The sequence below is a fragment of the uncultured Fluviicola sp. genome, from assembly GCF_902168135.1.
Taxonomy (GTDB): Bacteria; Bacteroidota; Bacteroidia; order Flavobacteriales_D; family Crocinitomicaceae; genus Fluviicola.
Window position 1 is genome coordinate 36,206 of the sequence record NZ_CABHOL010000052.1, and the last position, 21,233, is coordinate 57,438.

Genomic DNA, 21,233 nt, shown 5'->3' on the forward strand with positions numbered 1-21,233 from the left:
GATGAATCGCAGCCCTACGTGTTTCCGGACGAAACAAAAAAGAGATTACTCTGTAATAATCTTATGAGCTTTAGTCACACCATCCGTTGTAATATTCAGGATGTAAACGCCTTTAGCATTCCCGCTTAAGTCAAGTGACAAGCGTGTAGTTCCGGCTTCAATCACTTTGCTTGCAACTTTTTTACCGAACAAATCAAACACTTCAAATACCGTTTGTTTTGTTCCCTGGGATTCGCTCGCAACAGTAAAGATACCCGCACTCGGGTTCGGGCTAATATTCCATGCATTTTCAACTGCTTCTTTTACCGAAGGTTTGAAATCAGGAGCCTCTGTTTCCTGAACCATTACCTGGTAACCTCCTTCGTTTGCACTTTTAACGGTAGTCAAAATGTAAGCATATGCGTTCCAATCACAGTTATCGTTCCATGTTCCGCGTGTAATACGGTAAGTATGGTTGTAAAGGAAACGTCCTGCAGAAGGCGAACCTGGAAGTGTATTGTAAGTTCCTGAGTAATTCAAGGAATAATCATCGAAACCTGTAAATGTACAACTTGCCGGATATGACCACCAAACATTAGGATTTGAAATGTGAAAAAGGGAATTGCCATTTGCATCCAATTCCTCTACCCCCCAATACTGTCCGAAACCTGAAACTAAATTTGCATTCATCACAATCGGTGTTCCTGTTACCGTGTAATAATTGTTATTAGAAGTATTTGTAGCAATATTGAATCGTGGTTCGTTAGGCAATACCGTAACTACTACCTGGTCAGTATTACTGCATCCGGTTAAATTACTGGTTGCCGTAACAGTATAGGTTGTTGTTACTTCCGGACAAACCGAAGTAGTTAAACCGTACCCAACAGACGCTCCGTTGGCGGTCCAGCTGTAAGAAACTCCTTTGTTCCCAATAGTAGTACCTACAGTAGCACATTCTCCCTGGCAAATCGTTTGATCGGCCCCTGCATTTGCAATTGGTTTACAAACATAACTGAAGATATGAAAATCCTGCGCCCAATTGGCACAGCTGCTTTCACGAACGGCCGCCAATACAGCCATATAATACTTCCCACAAGTAATATTCAGGTTTGACGGAAAAGTAAAATTACCGGTCGGAACACCCGTATACCACATTTCCCAGCTAAACCCGCCGTTTACCAGGTTACCCGCGGCATCACATTCCAAAATCTTCCATAAATAATGTGTCGAAGGATTGCTGCCTAAAGCAAGAGACCCTCCAAATGTCAAAGGACTTCCCTGGCAGATCGTTGCAGGTCCTGTAACTACCGGATGAATATTGAAATCTTCATTAATATATATTTCTCCACATAAATTGAATGCCGCTTCTGTGCCTTGTCCATTATAAGGATTATTGTAGGTCGTAACAGTGATAGTATTAGTACCTACAGTCAAATGTGCAGGGGTAATGTAAAATTCCACATTTTGTTTCAACGGATCAAAATGATTGTTCCCACTCGGCATTCCAAGTGACGGGAGGTAATTGTTATTATTGATGCTAAAACCGGTTATTGAATTATCAGCACCAATAGCATTAATCACAAACCTGGCACAATTAATAGTCTGAGGTGTGATTGTAAAATTTAATTGATAGGTATAGGTCCCTGCAGCAGAATTGAGGGCGGTTCCATTGGATGCTACAACCGGAGAAACCCAGCGGCTGCAGCTGCTGCTATAATCCCACAGCCCGCCATTCTGGCAGCTTTTCGGAGTAACCACGGTATTACCGGGAATCGTGACATTCCAGGAATCTTCCAGGGTATTTAAGGGCACAACGCCATTATTCCAGCCGGTGGAAACATTAATTGTCTGCTGTGCATAAGATGCCCCGGTTAAAACCAAAGCCAATCCAACCAAAATTTGTTTTAATCTATGATTCATATGAATTAAATTAGTTAAGTCGCTAAAATAGAGCTATAAAAGCACCATTCAGTCAAAAAACCATCTCACTTTTCAAAATGCGCGTTCCTCCCTCTCTAAAACCACTTCTGAGCATTCAACGGTAAATTTAGATGACCGAAAAACGGTAAAACGCCTCCTTTTGAGTGAATATTTAGCATAAAAGCCCCGGACAAAATCATCCGGGGCTTTTCGTATTCAGTAATTCATTTCTTTTAAAGTGGATTATTTGACAATAAGCTTGTATCTGAATAATTTTCTTGCCTGAACCTCAATTATATAAGAACCTGCAGGAAGCTGCTCCGTTAACAAAGAATACTTTTGATCAAATACGTTTTCCGTATGGTAAATCTTTTGTCCGGTTTCATTATAAATGGTTATAAACTCAATAGGATACTCCGATGAGATAACCGTCGGTGCATTGGAAGACGCAGGGTTCGGATAAACATTAATTCCATGCTGTATTTCATTTAATCCTAAAGAAGGATCAACAATCGTAAAAGAAACGCGATTGGAAACTTCGGTATAGGAATCATTGGTAAACATCACAATAAAATAGTTTCCTGTTTGAGTTGGCACCAGTGTATCATTCAATGTTTTACTTCCGAATGGAACTCCGTCAAAATAAGAGTAAATCAATAAAGGATCAACATTGGGATCATCACCCTGGTTGTAAATCCCCAACCAATCTTTGACAATACCCGGAGCGTCCGTCCAATTGGCAATAATGTCATCCCCTAAATTGTAGATCGGCTGGTTAATCCATAAGTTGGTAATTGTATCTCCGACCGAGAAATAATACGGTTGACCGATAACCGTACTTCCTTTGAAATAATAAGTCGCCGAATAATATCCTTTTGGCAGAGCACCGATCGGAATGGTCGTGTTTTGAGCAGATACAGCCCCCCAGAACGAAGATACCTGAGCTCCATGCACATATCCCACTTTCAATACTTCTACTGAATCTGCAACAGCCGGTGCATGTGTGATATCCAAATTGATCGATTGACCTACAGGATATGCGTTCGTATCCGATGTAATAACCGGAATACTTCCATAGTAAAAAGTATCGCGTGCGGCAACTTCATTGTAGCCGTCTAATTCGAAGAATCCTGCAAAATAAAGTTTGTTCGGAGTAATTCCACTTCCCTGGAAGTTAATGATCCCTGTTGAACCGGTACAATACGCCCATTCATCGGAATTAATGCTGCCCGGAACGTTCCCTAATTGATACAAACCAATCCAATCCGTGGCATTTCCGGGACCGTTTACATAGGTTGCTTTTAGAATTGAACCTGTATGATATTCTGCGGAGTCCATCACCAGGTAAGGCCCCGTATTGAACGAATTATACACTTTAAAGGAATCAACGGGACTCCAATTCGACCATTCCAAATTGCGATCGCGGTGTCTGACACGTACATAATGCCATCCGTTCGGCAAAAGACCTGCAGGAACGGTATAATCCAGAATATTTACTCCCGCATTTAAGTCCTGCGAAGAATCCGCGGCCTGGCCCGGTGCCTGGCCATATAGATTTTCATAATCGCGCAATTTATAATGCTCTATCACCGCAAAATCATTCGACTGGGCGAATTCGAATTCGGTACTGTTTAACAATTCGGAGGTCGATGTGGAAAATACACTGGAATGAATCGTCACCGGCAACTCCAATGAATCGGGAAAGTTATTCTGAATATCAGGAGTGTTTGGCTGTGGCTGGTTCTTGTACCTGTGGAATGAATCTACTAATTCATTGTTTTTGTAATCACCATTCGAAAATAAGATAGGCGAACCGATCGAATAAGTTTCGATATCGATCTTTCCATTTGCGACATCTACATCCACGATATTATAACACCAATTGGAAATGGTTTTTTGGATGTATTCAAAATCTTGTTCGTTGGATTGTCCCCAATACTGGTCCCACGCTGTTCCTCCGGAAATAATATTATAAACAGGAGCATCTTTCAATTGACCTCTTGAATACAAGTGATGATGCGCTCCCACATGCATTACATACTTTTCGTGCTGGAGACATTCAGGAACGGCTGTATTCTTTACCCAGGATGAAATATCCCCGACGTATTGCTCTGCTTCGTATGGCCTATGAGAAAAAGTCAGTATCCAATCCACTGTATTATCGGTATCAGCTGCATTCAAAACACTTTCCAGCCAGGTAAATTGTGACGCTCCCGTGTGTTCGGAACTCAAACTGATAAACAAAACATTCCCGCATTGATAGGCATAGTAATTCTCATTCCCGGAAGAAATTCCCTGGTAAGTCATTTGGTCCAGGTAAAAATGTGAGTAGTAAGCATTCATTCCCATCGATCCATAAGTTTCATGGTTTCCAACAGTTGTTTGAATAGGAATATATCCTGAAAGCGCCTTGTTGTAATCAAAATGAATGTTCTTATATTGATTTAAGTTTCCCAAATCAACCTGGTCTCCAACCATAAAAGTCAACTCGATAAAATCCGAAGGATCGCCTCCGTATTTTTGTCCGATCTTTCTTTTGGCCTGACCAACTAAACTATCGTATCTTCCGGATGTTTGAATTTGGTTATCCCCCATGATCATAAAACGCATATGTCCGTCGGCAGAAGAAGCATTACCCGGCAGCGGAGAAGTTTTAAAACTCAAAGTATCCGAGAACTGACCGTTCAATTCAGCACGATAATAATACTTCGTATTCGGCTGTAAGTTAATCACGTGCGAAGTATTGTAATAATAACTCGTTGCTCCATCCACAAATTGGTTCTGACCACCTGAAACAGTCATATTCAATGCTGTGGGAGTAGTTCCGTAAACGATCGTCGGAGTTCCGGTTGCCGAAGAAATCCAATTGATATAAATGGATTGGTGTGTCTTGGCTTGTAAATATGGAAAAATGCTCTGGGCTTGTGTATTCCAAAGCCCGCTTCCAACTACGAGTAAAATGCTAAGTAATTTTTTCATCATTAAAATTTTGAGCAAATCTCCAATTTGCAGGTCGGTTTCGGCAGGTTTCCGGGTGGACATTCGGTGGACATCGATATAACTTAACAGGAAGAACACGCGCCGGTAAAAGTCTCTAAACATTCATAAGACAATAAGCGAATACTTTTGCGAAATGAAACGGCTTATTCCAACCCTTATCTGGGGACTTTCATGCTTCTATTTCAATTCAACAAACGCTCAGAGCCCTGGGTTCGAAAAATTGTTTCATCAATTCCCGAATTACAACAGTCTCCCAAAAGAAACACAGCTTCAGAAGATAGACCTTCTCGTTTCCGCCGCCATTCGGAAAAAAGACTGGGATCTTGCTTTTAACGGAAATTACCTGAATGGAACCTGTTATTTAAGCCAAAACAAAAATGACCTGGCTAAAAAGTACTTCCAACATGCACGGATTTACGCCAAAAAATGCTCAAAAATCAATTACCAGGCATGGGCAAACGAACGATTGGCTTTGATTTATTCTAAAAAAGGAATCATAGACTCAACCGTGTCGCACTATCTCCGGGCGATGGCTTTATTTAAAAAGTTTGACACCTATAATTATGCACATGCCATTAATAATTTGGGAGAAACTTATTTTAAGCTCGGAGCCTACAAGACCGCCTTAAACTATTACACCCATGCACTGGAAATCAAAAAGTCAAACAAAAAATGGGAAAGCGGCTGGGCATACGCTTATTGGAACATGGCCGAAGTCTATTATGAACTCAAAGAAACTGATTCTGCCTGGCATTATTATGAAAAAGCTTCCGAATCTGCTTTAAAAATACGCGCCATCTCTTACTATGCCAATGAAGGATTCGCCCGGATCAATATGGACAGGGGAAATTATTCGCGGGCACTCAAAGAACTTTCAGAAATAAAAAAATGGTATTTCGAAACTCAAAATCCGCTGTGGATTGCAGACATGGGGCTGCTTTACATGGAAATATACCATAAACGGAACGAACAAAAGCCTTTTAGGCACTGGTCCGAAGTCGTGAAAAAGTGCATTCACCGGGAGTACATCCCGGAACAAAAACGCAAATTTTATCATTTGATGGCTTCCCATTTCAGGTCAGTTAACAACCTGGATTCCGCCGTTTATTATCAGGAAGAAGCTTTGAAAGCCTGGGAGGAAAATTACATCAAACACGGCTTGACATCCATCAATCAATTGGCCCAATCCCAGGAACAAATGATTGTCGCAAACAACCTGCTTCGCAGCCAGCAGGATTTGCAAAAAATCAAACTGGACCATGAACAGGTTACCTCCAGGAATTTAAGACTTGCACACCGGAACTCCGTATTATGGATTTTTATCGTACTGACTTTAATCGTTCTGATCCTGGCGGGAATTTTCAGTTGGATAACCATGAGACTGCGCAACAAAACCCATACGGCTAACAAGCGCCTTATCGAGAAAGAAGAACGGATTCGTGAAACACAGATGCTCAATCCGCAGCCATTTGCCGTTGTTAAAAGGAATGGAGGCTTCCTGAGCTGCAATCAAGCTTTCATTGAGCTATTCGGAATTGATCCGAATGACCAGGCACAAACCCTTCCTGCATTTCTTCCAACTAATTTACAAACTACATTCTCAGAAATAGTAACCGCTTTACCTCCTTTTAAAAAGCAAACCAGCTTATGGATATGGGAGAATCGGGGAGAAAAGTTTGCCGTTCAGTTTTCAATCATTAATCTGACTGAAGATCCAACCGTAAACGGGTTCATTCTGGAAGGCATCAACCAAACCACGGAATACCGTCGTCAAATGCAGGAGACGAAAAAAACAGAACAAGAACTCGCGGAAAAAGAAGCGCAATTGGCTGATTTAAGCCTGGAAACTGCCATTTCTCAGCTGGAACTGGAAAGCAACAGAAAAGTCCTTTCTTCGCTGAAAGAAAAATTGATTAGCCCTTATTCCTACAATCAGGCAGTTGAAATCAAACAATTGCTTTTACAGGAAAAAAACCAGGAGAAATTCTGGAAAAATTACATCACACATTACAATCGGGCAAATAAGGGATTGATAGACTTACTCCTTGAAAAACATCCGTCACTGACTCAAAATGAACTCAAGCACTTCCTATACATTGACATGCAGCTTTCCAATAAAGAGGTATCACAATTATTGGGTATTACAGACGAAAGTGTCAAAAAAGCACGCCAGCGCCTGAAGAAAAAACTGGGTTTGTCCACAGAAACAACACTTAAATCTTACCTGAATGAAATGGTTCATGCATCTGTTTCGAAAAAACATAAAAATTCTTAATCTCATAATTGTGTAACACCGAATCAAAAACCGATCGATAATTTAAAAGCTATGATTCTGGCAGAAACTATCGATTTGGATGCCTTTCCTGAAATGGCTGATTTGATCTACGTGTCGGTTTCCGATGCCGGAATTTCCCGTGTGCGAAAAGGAAAAGGATTTGAATATTATTACGGCAATAAAAAATTAGACTCGGAAAAGCAGCTGCAGCGAATTAAAGCTTTGGTCATACCGCCTGCCTGGGAGAATGTATGGATTTGTAAAGATGCGAACGGACATATCCAATGCACCGGAATAGATGCCCGCGGAAGAAAACAATACCGCTATCACGCACTGTGGCAGAAGTCGAGAAATGAATCGAAATTCCTGCGTTTAACTGATTTTGGAAATGCAATGAAGAAACTTCGCAAACAGATAGCGAGTGATTTGAGAAAAAAAATACTGAGCGAAGATAAGGTAATCGCTGCTGTTCTGGCCCTAATGGATGAAACACAGATCCGCGTTGGGAACAGCTGTTATGAAAAAACCAATAAATCTTACGGATTGACCACCCTGAAGGACAGACATGTAGAAATCTCGGGAGAAAAAATCCATTTTTCTTTTATCGGAAAAAAAGGAATCCATCACACCATTTCACTGCGCAACAAACAATTGGCACGTATTGTCAAACAATGCCGCGACATTCCCGGAAAAGCACTCTTTCAATATTACGACCAGGCCGGAAACCGTCATACACTGGATTCGGGAAAAGTAAATGCCTATATCCGGAAATATACCGGGGATTCGTTTACTACCAAAGATTTGCGGACCTGGTCGGCAAGCGTCTGTGCGCTGCATCATTTTTTGAATTCAGATCCCGTGGACAATGAATCCGTACGCAAGAAAAAAACAATAGAGGTTTTGGACCTTGTCAGCAAACAACTGGGCAACACACGAACTGTCTGCAAAAAATACTATGTTCATCCGGAAATCTTATCGCTTTACGAAAGCAGTCAGCTGGAAAGGCACATTAAAAATATTCCTTCTTCCGATAAATGGCTCTGCTCTGAAGAAAAATTGCTATTAAAGATTTTGAAGAAAATCTCAGTCCATAAAACCAAACAGGCACGTCTCGGTTAAACCGAGACGTGCCTGCAGGTTTCTATTTGTATTTTAATTATTCGTGATGATCTTCTTTATAGAACCCATCAACCATATCCTTGTATTTCTCGAGGATTATTTTTCTTTTCAACTTCAGCGTAGGAGTTAATTCGCCGGTTGCAATTCCAAATTCGGTTGGAAGCAATCCAAACTTCTTGATCTTCTCCCAGCTTCCGTACCCTTCATTGATGCGGTCTACTTCTTTTTGAATGCGCGCAATCACATCCGGATTCTTTGCAATTTCTTCGTTGCTCGTTCCGATTTGCAAATTCTTGCGGTTTGCCCATTCCTTTACAAACGGGAATGCAGGAACAATCAATGCGGACGGGAATTTCTGTCCTTCGCCCAAAACCATGATCTGCTCAATGAAACGCGACTCCTTGAAGGTATTTTCCATTGCCTGTGGAATGATGTATTTCCCACCTGAAGTTTTGAAAATCTCTTTCTTGCGATCAGTAATCTTCAGGAAGATCCCATCCTCGAATGTCCCGATATCTCCTGTATGGAACCAACCGTGGGAATCAATTGCTTCGGCTGTTTTATCAGGCAGATTGAAATAGCCCATCATCACGTTCGGACCTTTCACCAAAATCTCTCCGTCTTCTGCAATTTTCACCTTTACACCGTCAATCAGCGGTCCAACCGTCCCTATCTTGATCCCTTTTTTCATGCAGTTTACAGAAATTACCGGAGATGTTTCTGTCAATCCGTACCCTTCCAGTACCGGAATTCCTGCTGCCAGGAAAATCTGGGCTAAACGAGGCTGAAGTGCCGCAGAACCGGAAGCTACCGCTCTCACCTCTCCGCCCAATGCCTCCTGCCATTTGGAGAATACCAGTTTTCGGGCAATTGCCAATTTCAATTTATACCAGAACCCTAATTTGCCTGTATGGTATTGCTCGGCAACGGAAACCGACCAAAAGAATATCTTCCGTTTAAACCCGGTCAATGCTTCTCCTGTCAGCATGATACGGTCGAATACTTTCTCCAGTAAGCGCGGAACAGCTGTAAACACATGCGGTTTTACCTCTTTCAGGTTCGCCCCGATGGTATCCATTGATTCTGCAAAGTAGATCGCAGACCCACAATACATATACAGGTAGTGTAACATGCGTTCGTACACGTGGCAAACCGGCAAGAATGTCAATACACGCGAATGTTCGTCCGCAGGAATACTGATTTTACAGGAAAGCACGTTGGAAAGCAGGTTATTGTGAGACAACATAACTCCTTTCGGATTCCCGGTTGTTCCGGATGTGTAAATAATAGTCGCCAAATCTTCGTTACGCACATTGGCCTTTAATTCCGAGATCTTATTTTGAGGAACATCCTTACCCAAAGCGATCAATTCCTTGTAGTTGGTAAAGTCTTCAAGCTGATCAAAGGTAAAGATCTTCTCTAAAGTCGGGATTTGTGACTTCACGCCCTGGATCTTATGACCCAGTTCATCCCCGGCCACAAAGGCATGACGAACTCCTGAGTCGTTAAAAATATACACATAGTCGTGCTCCGAAATATTCGGATACACCGGAACTACAATTGCCCCAACCTGCTGAATGGCAATATCCATGATATTCCACTCTACCCGGTTCGGGGAAACCAATGCCACTCTCTCACCAACGGAAACACCAAGTTCCACAAGTCCCTTAGAGATTTGATTTGTAAGTGCTACAAACTCTTCGGTCGTCATAGGTACCCATACCCCCTCGGTTTTGGTAACAAACATGGAGGGATTGGGAAAGTTATTCAATTGATAAGCAGGCACGTCAAACAGTCGTCTTACTTCATTCATATCAGTTGTAATAGCACTCACAATATATGTATTAAAAATTAAGCAATAATGCAAAAATGTTCATTCAAAACCAGTGTTTGTTTTTTCACACCCAACCGTTAAGATACTACTTCTTATTTTTACGTTGTGGGAATATAGTTTCTAACTTCGATCAAGTGCAATTCATGAACTAGTTGGAAAGTTACAAAGAATTAATGACTTGTGTTTGATCGTTTTTGGTTTTTTGGTTTGTAGGGTTCGTTTGCCGGCGAGCCCTTTTTTTATTTAAAAATTACAACCATTCCATATCACATACATCTTTTGGAAAATAGGAATTATTCCGGATGACACCCCTAAAACAACATCTTTTAATAAAACCTGCGATTAGTATCCTGATTATCCTCTTTGGAATCATCTTCAACACTTATTCGCAGGAAAGCCTGATTCAAAATGGTAGTTTTGAAGAAAACACCTCTTGTTATGGAGATCCAGCAAATCTCGGTTTTGATGTTTTTCAATGGGCTGGCTGCACAGGCTGGACTTGTCCCACTTATGGCTCTAGCGACTTCTGGTGTGAAAATCCTGGCTTTGGAAGTTATGAGCCACCTGCAACACCTTTCGGATTTGAGTATCCGCGAACCGGTGAAAACATGGCTGGAATTTATTTATTCGTCAAACACGAAGAATACCGTGAATACATCCAATGTAAAACGACAGCTCCTCTAAAAGAAAATGGTTACTATGAGTTTTCTTTATACCTCAACAACCCTTTCTATAATGAAAACCTTGCCTCAACAACATCTTGTTTCCAGGCATATTTCTCACATTCACCAGTACTTCAACCAACGTCTTATCTTGCAATTCCTGTTGAACCACAACTTAAAAATGATCCTGCAAATTTCTATACAGACACCACTCAATGGATTTTATTTGAAGGGACTTACAAAGCTTCCGGAGGAGAAAACTATATTACCATCGGCTGTTTTGATACAGATTTCGAAATTCCACTGTCTTTTAATATTATCTCTGATTCAACAGTAACCGATATCTATTTTTTTATCGATGATGTTCAACTGCATGAAATCCCTTCAAGTCTGAAAGTACCTAATATTTTCACACCCGACAATGACGGAGTAAATGATCTATTTTATCCAACCTTATTGAATATTCCGGATTGGGAAATGAATATTATGAACCGCTGGGGAAATCAAATAATTACATTGAACCCTGAAACACCCTATTGGGACGGGAACATTGGAAATAACGCCGCTTCTGAAGGAATTTACTTTTATACATTAAGATCAAGCAATCAAACCTACAATCAAAACGGATTCTTTCAATTAATCAAATAGTCAGTCCATTGAAAATACCTGTTTCCCCCTTACAAATGTTCGGTTGGCATAATTCGGGTTATAAACTGCTTTGGAAGAGAACGGACTTTCCAGCATGACAAAAGTCGCATCCTTTCCTTTTTCCAAACTTCCTTTTGTTGCTTCCTGGAAACTCGCAAATGCCGCCCAAATGGTCATTCCACGCAAACAAGCTTCTTCCGTCAACGCTTCCTCCATTAAAAAACCTTCGATCGGATCTCCCTCGGCATTCTTTCGGTTTACCGCTGCATGAATAGTCAGGAACGGGTTTGTGCTTTCTACCGGGAAATCAGTTCCGATTGCCAGCATACCTGCTTTTTGCAATAAGGTATTGTAAGCATACGCTCCTCTTAAACGCGCTTTACCCAAACGGGACTCTGCCCAACGCTGGTCGCTCACAGCATGTGTTGGCTGCACGGAAGGAAAAGCTCCGGAACTTTCCAGTAAATCAAAATCTTTCGGGTCGATGACCTGCGCATGCTCCAGCCTCCAGCGGTGATCCGGATTTTTTTTCGAAAAGGCCCGGATTAATTCCAGCACCAATCGGTTGGTTGAATCTCCGATCGCATGAATGTTCAACTGATAACCGGTCAATTCGGCAAGGGAAGAATAACGTTTTAAATCATCCACAGAAGTCGTCAACAGACCATGATTGTGCAAATCGTCCGAATAAGGCTGTTTCAAAAGAGCTCCTCTCGATCCTAAAGCTCCGTCTCCCATTACTTTGAACGAACGCACCAACAGGTTTTTTTCCTTTAGAATTCCATGCTTTTTGGCAAAATCCGCATTTTCTTTTTCCGGGTAAAGCATGCCATAAATCCCGATCGTCAGTTTATTATCTTTAACCAAGCGGCGGACCAATTTAAAATCATGCGGTGTCAAACCTGCTTCATGCACATCGGTTATGCCGTATCCGTACAATTCCTGCTGGATTTCCAGCAGCGCAGCAGTCAACTCGCTATCCGGAAAATCCGGCAGTTTGTCACTGATTAATGAAATGGCATTGTCCAAAAGAATTCCGGTTAAAGTACCGTCCTCTCTCTTCAAAACAGCTCCGCCATCCACTTGTGAAGAAGCATTTATCCGGTATTTCTTCAGCGCAGCATCATTCACCAAAATAGCATGCCCGTCGATCCGGTATAATACAACCGGTTTGTCCGGAAATTTTTCATTCAGCAGTTCATTGGTCGGAAGTTCTTTTGTGTTCCACAGACTCTGGTCCCAGCCGCCGCCAACAATCACCGGACGTTCTTTCTTCTGTGAATACTTTTCCACCCGTACAATCAATTCCTCCATGGAAGTTGTTCCAACCAGGTTTGCAGATAATTTCTGACGGGCCAGGCTCATCATGTGTCCGTGTGCATCAGCAAATCCCGGGAAGATATCTTTGCCTTTTGCATCGATAAATTCGTCCGCGCTGTATTTGTTCATGATCTGCCTGTCGGGACCAACTTCAATAACTTTACCGTCCCGAATTGCAATGGCCTGCACCACCGAATTCCGGTCATCCATGGTATGGATTTTTGCATTGTGGATTACCAAATCAACCGACTGACCTTTCATACAGGAAGCACCGATTGCCAAAACCATTGAAAAAAGAATGTAACGCATCAGGAATGTGTTTTATGGAAAATTGTTGAACTTGCCTGGGCACTCGGCATGATTACCAGGTCGTTGATACAAACATGTTTCGGCCGGGAGCAGACATAATAAACTGCATCGGCAATATCTTCTGCCATCAGCGGATCAAAACCATCGTAGACATTTTTGGCCGTTTGTTCGTCCCCTTTAAACCTCACCAGTGAAAATTCCGTTTCAGCCGCTCCGGGAGCAATATTTGTAACCTTAATATTGTCATGCACCAGATCGATACGAATTGCCCGTGACAAAGCGTCTACCGCATGCTTCGTTGCGCAATAGACATTTCCTCCCGCGTAAACTTCTTTCCCTGCAATACTTGCAATGTTTACAATATGTCCCCCGCCGTTCTTTTTCAAAATCGGGGAAATGGCACGAGTCACATACAACAAGCCTTTTACATTCGTATCAATCATCCGGTCCCAATCATCCGTTTCACCGGTATCGATAGGTCCGCGCCCTACGGCCAGCCCTGCGTTATTGATAAGGATCGCAAGATCATTCTTCACTTCTTCCGATAAGGATTCAATTGCCTTATTCACATCCTCCTCGCTGCGTACATCAAAATTCAGCAGCACGATATCAACCCCTTTTGACTGAAGTTCTTTTTTTAATGATTCCAGGCGATCCATTCTGCGGCCTGTCAGAACCAGGTTCCATCCGTTATCGGCAAAAACGCGTGCTGTTGCCTCTCCAAAACCGGCTGTTGCACCGGTAATCAAAATGGTTTTCTTCATAATTTAAATTTGAATGGTCTTGAACCGATAAATGCGATTAAAAACAATGTTAAATATGCCGGCATTCGGTAACGGACAACTGCTCCCAAAACCGGGGTCGTCCAACCTATAAGCACCAACAACACCAGTGAAAAGGTTATTAAAAACACCAGTATATTCTTTTCTTCCGGAGTCCTGTTTTTTCGATTATACCATAATCCGAAAGCAAGCAGTAAAAACAAAGCGATTGTTTCTAAAAAACTGAGGATTTTCAGTCTGCCTCCCGGATCCCGGAAAGTGGGTCGGAAAGCAGCATTGGAAAGCGCTTCGGGAATATTTTTCATTAACTGGCCGAAATCATTACCGATCGGAGTCAATTCGATGTAACTTCCACAGGCTTCTCCGATAAAGACAACACTCCATGGTCCTTCTCCCGGTTTCAAACGGATATCCCTGAAAGGATAACTCATCCCGAAAGTCACTTTTTTTGCTGTCAGATCTTTCTTTGCCTGCACTCCTTTATCCGTAAATTCAAGGTCTGCAAATTGATCGCTCCGGAAGTAATAAAAGCACGAATCTGCATAAGCATGCATCCCACCCCGCCCCACATTGATAAAATCAAACTGCATGCGGGTCAAACGGTGGGTCACATTTTTTCGCAGCCCGGAAAACAAGGCAAAAACAAGGACCATTCCAACCAGCATTGTCAACGGCGCAAGCAGAACTCTTTTCCGGAATACCCATTTCCCCAATAAGAAAACCGGGATGCTTAACAGCAGACAACCCAGTACATAAGGTTTGAATCCAAGCATCAGCACAAAACCAAGTGCAAAACGCCACAACCTCGATTTTACGGACAATCCTCCGAACAAGGCATTCAGAATAAATGCAAATCCCAGGATCATGAGAGGTTCTTTCAGAACAGAACTGGTCCAGAAGCTCAAAGTTGGAAAAAGGAACAACGCAAACCAGAACAAGCGTTTATTATAAAATATGCGTTCCCGGAATGCCTGGAAAATTTCCCGCAATCCGATAAAAGAAAAGAAAGAGAAAACCAATATGTGAACATATACATTCCCGTTGGAAATAAAGACGATCAAACTGTTTATACGTAAAACGTTCCGGGAATCGTTCATCAGGTCCAGGTCTCCGGCCGACCAATGATTCGTGTTGGAAAGGTAATGTCCGACAGCAGCTTCCGTATTCGTTCCGAACAAAAACCGCAGGTAATCTCCGAAAGACTGGTAAGCCACCTGATTGAGCGTAATGCTGTCCTCCATGTATTCCTCCCAATCAACCGTTACTTCACCAATGCCGTAGATTTTGGTATGAATGATCATGAAAAGCACTCCGAAAAGCACTTTAATTCCCCACCCGATCAATAAATCAGTCCGTGACAAGCCATCTGTTTTGAACTTCCAAACAAACCAAGTTAAACCGACCAGAAGCAGTGTAAATACCATCAGACCTCTAAGTTAATTCATAATTACGAATGCCGAATGCCGAATTGAAAAATCCTTCGCCTCGGCATGAACAAATATACCTGCAGGATCACCCGGGTATTACCCGACCTACACCCGACTATAGAGCGTCTTTTGTACTAATTCTTAACACCTTCTCGTTTTATGAATTCACACTCCAAAATTCTCGCCCGGAATTCGAATTAGGCACTCGGAATTAGCGAGGAATGATTATTTTTGCATCAAAGTTATAAGAAAATGAGTACTTCCATTAAGCAAGAAGCTACAGTAGAGCAAGCGGTTGAATTAGGTTTACGCGCCGATGAATTTGAGATGATCAAAGAAATCCTTGGTCGCACACCAAACTTCACTGAAACAGCAGTTTACTCTGTTATGTGGTCTGAACACTGTTCTTACAAAAACTCCATTTACTGGTTAAAACAATTACCGAAAGATGGCCCGCACATGCTGGTAAAAGCCGGTGAAGAAAATGCCGGATTGGTAGATTTGGGAGATGGAATCGGCTGTGTTTTCAAAATCGAGTCTCACAACCACCCTTCTGCTTTGGAACCTTATCAGGGAGCAGCAACAGGAGTTGGGGGTATCAACCGCGATATCTTCACGATGGGTGCCCGACCGGTTGCACAGTTAAACTCATTGCGTTTCGGAGATATTGAAGAAGCGCGCACAAAATGGCTGGTAAAAGGAGTTGTTAAAGGAATTGGTGATTATGGGAATGCTTTCGGTATTCCGATCGTTGGCGGGGAAGTTTTCTTCGACAAATCTTACAACCAAAACCCGTTGGTGAATGCCTTCTCAGCCGGAATTATAGATACTAAGAAAGTAATTTCTGCAAAAGCAAAAGGACCGGGCAACCCGGTTTACATCGTTGGTTCTTCAACAGGAAAAGACGGAATTGCCGGAGCAGCATTTGCTTCAAAAGATATTACGGAAGAATCCGCTCAGGATTTGCCATCCGTACAGGTTGGTGACCCTTTCATGGAAAAATTGCTTTTGGAAGCTACCATGGAATTGGCAAATACAGATGCAATTGTTGGAATGCAGGACATGGGTGCAGCAGGTATTACTTGTTCTACTTGTGAAATGAGTGCCGGCGGAGGTGTCGGGATGGAAATCCATCTGGACCGCGTTCCTACACGCCAGGAAAACATGCTTCCTTACGAAATCTTGCTTTCTGAATCCCAGGAGCGTATGCTTGTTGTGATCCAAAAAGGAAAAGAAGCGGTGGTAAAAAGCATTTTCGACAAGTGGGATTTACATGCTGAAGAAATCGGAACCGTTACAGACGATGGTCGTGTTCGCTACTATATGAACGGTGAACTGGTCGGAGATGTTCCTGCGGAGTCGTTGGTACTTGGCGGCGGAGCACCGCAATACCAGCGCGAATATTCAGAGCCTGCATATTACCAGGAATATAAAAAATTCACTATTGATTCGGTGGAACAACCGGAAAACCTGAAAGAGATCGGGTTCTTCTTATTGAGCCAGCCGAATATTGCTTCCAAGCGCTGGGTTTACGAACAGTACGACTCGATGGTAGGAACAAAAACAATGACTACAAACCGTCCGACGGATGCAGGAATTGTGAACCTGAAAGGAACAGAAAAGGCATTGGCAATGACGGTGGATTGTAATTCACGTTACGTAAATGCCGATCCGGAAGTTGGAACAGCAATCGCGGTTTCAGAAGCTGCGCGCAACATCGTGGTTTCCGGAGGTATTCCAAGTGCCATTACCAACTGTCTGAACTTCGGTAATCCTTATAACCCGGAATCTTACTGGCAGTTTGTAGGTGCTATCAAAGGAATGTCGAAAGCATGTTTGAAATTTGAAACACCGGTTACGGGAGGAAACGTTTCTTTCTACAATCAAAGTAATATCGGAGGAAAAGAAATCCCTGTATTCCCTACTCCAACAATCGGTATGATTGGTGTGGTTCCGGATAAGTCTAAGATCATGTCTTTGGATTTCAAACAAAAAGGAGATTTGATCTTCATCTTGGGAGATTGTGTAAACGACATTTCATCTTCCGAATATTTGGCGAAATACCATAAAATTGATGCTTCTCCGGCTCCTCATTTCGATTTGGAAAAAGAGTACGCATTACAGGAAGCTGTAAAAGGTTTGATCAGCCAGGAGTTGATCAACGCTGCTCACGACTGTGCTGACGGAGGTTTATTCGTTTCATTGGTTGAAATGTCTATGCCTCGCGGACTTGGTTTCGATATCGTTACAGACTCAGAAGTTCGTGAAGATGCATTCCTTTTCGGGGAAGCTCAAAGCCGTGTGGTAGTGACGGTTTCCGAAGAAACAGAAGAAGAATTCATCGAATTCATGATGGGAAGCGGCGTAAATTATACGCTTCTCGGTCACGTTACAAAAGGTAAAATGATGGTTGACGACGAGCATTTCGGATTTATCTCTGAAGCAAAAGAGATTTTTGATAATGCTTTAGGAAAACTGATCGAAGGATAAAATTGAATTATCAATTATAAATGAAATAATTATCAAGGGGCTTCGATTAACACGTATGCCCCTTGATAATTTATAATTGATAATTACACAAATTGTTGAATGGAATTAATTCTCAAATACTTCCCAGATCTCACAGAAGAACAACGTTCTCAATTTGAGCGATTGGAAGAATTGTATTTGTTCTGGAATGCTCAGATCAACGTAATTTCGCGTAAAGATACCGATGATTTTTACGAACGTCATGTGCTCCATTCACTGGGAATTGCAAAAATCATGGAATTCACACCCGGCTCTTCCGTTATGGATATCGGTACCGGTGGTGGTTTTCCCGGAATTCCCTTAGCTATTTTATTTCCGGAAGTACAATTCCACCTCGTGGATTCTATCGGAAAGAAGATCAAAGTAGTAAAGGAAGTTGCCCAGGCCCTGGGATTGAAAAACGTTCGTGCAACACATGCCCGTGCAGAAGAGATCAAAGAACAGTTTGATTTTATCGTGAGCAGAGCGGTAACAGCTATGCCCGCATTTTTACCCTGGACCAAAGGAAAGTTCAAAAAAGAAGGTAAAAACCCGCTCCCAAATGGGATTTTATACCTGAAAGGCGGTGACTTGAAAGAAGAAATGGCTCCCGTAAAACAAAAATTTACCATCCATACCCTTCAAACTATTTTTGCCGGCGAGTTTTTTGAGACAAAAGCTGTGGTTTACGTTGATATGACCGGCAACTAGCCAATTAATTGCTTTTCAGTAGCTTGCAGATTTGAATCAGCCGAAAATTCACAAAATATTCATTCACAATTAATCTACAATCAATGAAAGACACAATTTGTTCATTTTGACAACTTGTTAGTCTTTTAACTATTTGTTATTTTGTATACTTGCCTTAAATCTTGTGATAATGAAGGCATTATACCTACTACTCTGCGTAAGCACAAGCATATCCTGTGCAGTTTTTGCTCAAACGGACTATTCCGTGATCGGTTCTAACCGAATGATCCAAAAACATCAAAAACCGGAAAGAATCCGAAAAATCGCTCAAATTGATCCGCAAAGACTCCAGGTCCTGTGGAATTATTTTTCAGCTAGTTTTTCTTTCAACAGTACTGAAACCGGTATTTCTGTTCAGGAATTGTTAAACATTCAGCATTTCGATGTTTCAGAATACGAATATTTGAGACAACCCAATGAACCTGTTCAATTCATTTACCGGGAAAGTATTTCGATTACATTAAAGTCAGGAGCTGAGCTAAACACCTTGCTTCAGGGTTACGATTTAAACTCCCTGCTGTACGAACTTCCTGAAAGACCTTTTCCAACATGGACAAGTACGACTTTCTCAGAAACAGATTTTCAATCTTACAAAGAAAATGTTTGGGACTGGGCAAGAGATTACCCGGATGCATATCTGCAATTGACTTCCGACAACAACCGCCTTCACGTTAGTTTTAAAGAATTCAAAACATTGGATGATGTCAGACGCACACAGATCCTGACAGAATGGAACTACTTAATCATCGATTAAATTTCCCCTTATGAAAAAACACTACTTGCTATTACTTATTTCAGTACTTGCTGTTTATTCGGAAAATATACTTGCCCAATGTTCAGGAGGTTCTTCTTTTTCCACAGTTGCAGCTCCAACAGGCTCTACTGCTACTACCATTAGTTCCTGTAACTGGGCGGGTGACTACAATACAATTACCGGAGTTGTTGCGGGAAATTCTTACACGCTTACCGTTTCGCCCGCAGCATGTATTACTGTTCACAGCGGATCACCCACCGGACCGGTTGTTGCATTCGGAACCTCATCTGTTCCTTTCACAGCGGCAACATCAGGAACCTATTACACTACCATAAACACAAACTGCAGTGGATGCGGAACAGGTGCAACTTGTTTGACAACAACTATCACCTGCACCTCCTGCGGGACAGGACCATGTGCCAGTTCTTCGCCAATTTCCGGATGTGGACAAGCGTTCAACCTATCAACAACAGGTTCATCCTCCTTTGTTTCCAATCTTTGTTCCACTGCCACTCCGGGCTTGGAACAAGTATATAGTTATACAGCCACATCAACCGGAAACTATTCCTTCAATGTTACATCAGTTACAGGAGGAGGGTATGCAATCGGATGGAAAACCGGAGGATGCTCAGCAGCAGGCTGGAACTGTGCCGGATTAGCAACAACTCCCGGTTCCATCGGGTCAATTGCACTTACGTCAGGAACGACTTATTACTTTTTGATGGATGCAACCTCAACTGCCGCGTCCTCCATCACTTTTTCATTGACTTGTCCGGCCGGCGGTCCAACAACAGCCGGAGATTGTGCCGTAGCGGCCAATGTTTGCTCCAATGCCTCTTTTTCTATTGACCCCAACGGCTACGGAGCAATTGATGAAATTTGTGATGCTGGTTTATGTGCAGCCAATCCGGACATTAATGTGAACAGTACCAATCCGGGATGTTTGCTTTCGGGAGAATTGAACAGCACCTGGATGATTGTAAATGTGTTAACAGGAGGAACGCTGACATTTGAGTTGGGAACGCCAAACTCCGGAACCTATAATTGCCTGGACTGGTCCATGTGGCCTTACACATCAAGCTCATGCGCAGGTATTTCAGGAGGAACCTTAGCCCCAATCCGTTGCAATTACAATGGGGATTGTGAAGAATTCACGGGCTTGGCCAGCACCCTGCCAGCAGGAGCAACCTCCATGACCAATTGGGAAGCACCCGTAACAGCTGCGAACTATACGCAGTACTTAATCTGTTTATCTAATTTCTCCTCCGCAAATACAACAGTTCCTTTATCATTCGGCGGAACAGCGGTGGTCAGCTGCTCACCGCTTGGTGCAGAAACCATGAACCTGTCCGGAGAAAGTGAAGCCGGGTACAACACTCTGAAATGGACCAGTTCAAGTGAATTCAATGTTGATAAATACATCATTGAGCGCAGTGAAAACGGAAGTGAATACTCAGAGATCGGAAATATCGAAGCACAGGGCTTGAGTTTGGAGGCTATGGATTATCAATTCGAGGATTTGCAGCCACTGACCGGCACTGCTTATTACAGGGTAAAACTGGTCCGCAACAATGGAACATCTGTCTCTTCGAATACTTTAGCGATCGAACAGCAATTTATGAGCGATCTTGAATTGGTAAAAGCATTTCCAAATCCGGCAGATGAGAACCTGAACATTGTTCTTTCATCCAAAACAGAGTCGACTTATCAGCTTGCACTTTCAACCCTGAACGGTCAAAAGGTATTTGAAAGCAGCCAAACCATCCGGAAAGGATTAACGTACAATTCGATCAATATTCGCGAATTCCAAAACGGATTCTATTTCCTGACAGTTTCACGCGAAGGCAAAATCATTTCTACGCATAAAATTATCATTGAATAAATTTCATTCCCTCAAATAACCAAGGCCGATTCCTGAAAAAGGATCGGTCTTGCTGTTTTAACAA

Annotated in this window: 13 protein-coding genes; 7 read left to right on the forward strand and 6 right to left on the reverse strand. The window is 42.3% G+C overall.

The window, feature by feature from the left end; translation table 11 throughout:
* Nucleotides 1-45 precede the first annotated feature (45 nt).
* Together QZT69_RS17525 and QZT69_RS17530 are read right to left on the reverse strand one after the other, a co-directional pair.
* Nucleotides 46-1,899 (reverse strand): T9SS type A sorting domain-containing protein, encoded by a 1,854-nt coding sequence (locus tag QZT69_RS17525; protein ID WP_294678957.1) that lies wholly within the window; start codon nucleotides 1,897-1,899, stop codon nucleotides 46-48.
* A gap of 243 nt (nucleotides 1,900-2,142) precedes the next feature.
* Entirely contained in the window at nucleotides 2,143-4,878 is a 2,736-nt protein-coding gene (locus QZT69_RS17530; RefSeq protein ID WP_294678961.1) for a fibronectin type III domain-containing protein, read from the reverse strand.
* 154 nt (nucleotides 4,879-5,032) lie between these two features.
* Here QZT69_RS17530 and QZT69_RS17535 point away from each other — a divergent pair, with 154 nt between their 5' ends.
* Both QZT69_RS17535 and QZT69_RS17540 read left to right on the forward strand, forming a co-directional pair.
* A complete protein-coding gene (locus tag QZT69_RS17535) occupies nucleotides 5,033-7,174 on the forward strand; it encodes a tetratricopeptide repeat protein (RefSeq protein ID WP_294678968.1) in 2,142 nt (713 codons plus the stop codon).
* Nucleotides 7,175-7,225: 51 nt separating this feature from the next.
* A complete protein-coding gene (locus QZT69_RS17540; protein ID WP_294678976.1) occupies nucleotides 7,226-8,293 on the forward strand; it encodes a DNA topoisomerase IB in 1,068 nt (355 codons plus the stop codon).
* Between the two features lie 37 nt (nucleotides 8,294-8,330).
* Here QZT69_RS17540 and QZT69_RS17545 read toward each other — a convergent pair whose 3' ends face one another.
* Nucleotides 8,331-10,127, reverse strand: a complete 1,797-nt coding sequence (locus tag QZT69_RS17545; RefSeq protein WP_367242404.1) for a long-chain fatty acid--CoA ligase — start codon at nucleotides 10,125-10,127, stop codon at nucleotides 8,331-8,333.
* Nucleotides 10,128-10,429: 302 nt separating this feature from the next.
* On the opposite strand from QZT69_RS17545, the gene QZT69_RS17550 reads away from it, so the two are divergent.
* Nucleotides 10,430-11,437 carry a gliding motility-associated C-terminal domain-containing protein gene (locus QZT69_RS17550; RefSeq protein WP_294678992.1) on the forward strand — a complete coding sequence of 336 codons (1,008 nt, stop codon included), beginning with the start codon at nucleotides 10,430-10,432 and terminating at the stop codon, nucleotides 11,435-11,437.
* Here QZT69_RS17550 and QZT69_RS17555 read toward each other — a convergent pair whose 3' ends face one another.
* The 3 genes from QZT69_RS17555 to QZT69_RS17565 are packed head-to-tail and all read right to left on the reverse strand — an operon-like array spanning nucleotide 11,438 to nucleotide 15,272.
* Nucleotides 11,438-13,066 (reverse strand): amidohydrolase, encoded by a 1,629-nt coding sequence (locus QZT69_RS17555; RefSeq protein ID WP_294678997.1) that lies wholly within the window; start codon nucleotides 13,064-13,066, stop codon nucleotides 11,438-11,440.
* Nucleotides 13,066-13,830, reverse strand: coding sequence for an SDR family NAD(P)-dependent oxidoreductase (locus QZT69_RS17560; RefSeq protein ID WP_294679004.1), 765 nt, complete (start codon nucleotides 13,828-13,830; stop codon nucleotides 13,066-13,068). The genes QZT69_RS17555 and QZT69_RS17560 overlap by 1 nt, the downstream gene beginning before the upstream one ends.
* Nucleotides 13,827-15,272, reverse strand: coding sequence for a hypothetical protein (locus QZT69_RS17565; protein ID WP_294679009.1), 1,446 nt, complete (start codon nucleotides 15,270-15,272; stop codon nucleotides 13,827-13,829). The genes QZT69_RS17560 and QZT69_RS17565 overlap by 4 nt, the downstream gene beginning before the upstream one ends.
* A 255-nt stretch (nucleotides 15,273-15,527) precedes the next feature.
* Here QZT69_RS17565 and purL point away from each other — a divergent pair, with 255 nt between their 5' ends.
* From purL to QZT69_RS17585, 4 genes are all read left to right on the forward strand, one after another.
* The gene (gene purL / locus QZT69_RS17570; RefSeq protein ID WP_294679013.1) at nucleotides 15,528-17,765 is read left to right on the forward strand and encodes a phosphoribosylformylglycinamidine synthase subunit PurL; all 2,238 of its coding nucleotides are present in this window, start codon (nucleotides 15,528-15,530) and stop codon (nucleotides 17,763-17,765) included.
* Between the two features lie 99 nt (nucleotides 17,766-17,864).
* Nucleotides 17,865-18,494: a 16S rRNA (guanine(527)-N(7))-methyltransferase RsmG gene (gene rsmG / locus QZT69_RS17575; protein ID WP_294679017.1), complete on the forward strand. Its 630-nt coding sequence runs from the start codon at nucleotides 17,865-17,867 to the stop codon at nucleotides 18,492-18,494.
* A 169-nt stretch (nucleotides 18,495-18,663) separates the two neighbouring features.
* On the forward strand, nucleotides 18,664-19,287 hold the full coding sequence (locus QZT69_RS17580; RefSeq protein ID WP_294679020.1) for a hypothetical protein: 624 nt from the start codon (nucleotides 18,664-18,666) through the stop codon (nucleotides 19,285-19,287).
* A gap of 10 nt (nucleotides 19,288-19,297) precedes the next feature.
* On the forward strand, nucleotides 19,298-21,169 hold the full coding sequence (locus QZT69_RS17585) for a T9SS type A sorting domain-containing protein (protein ID WP_294679024.1): 1,872 nt from the start codon (nucleotides 19,298-19,300) through the stop codon (nucleotides 21,167-21,169).
* Nucleotides 21,170-21,233: the final 64 nt, after the last annotated feature.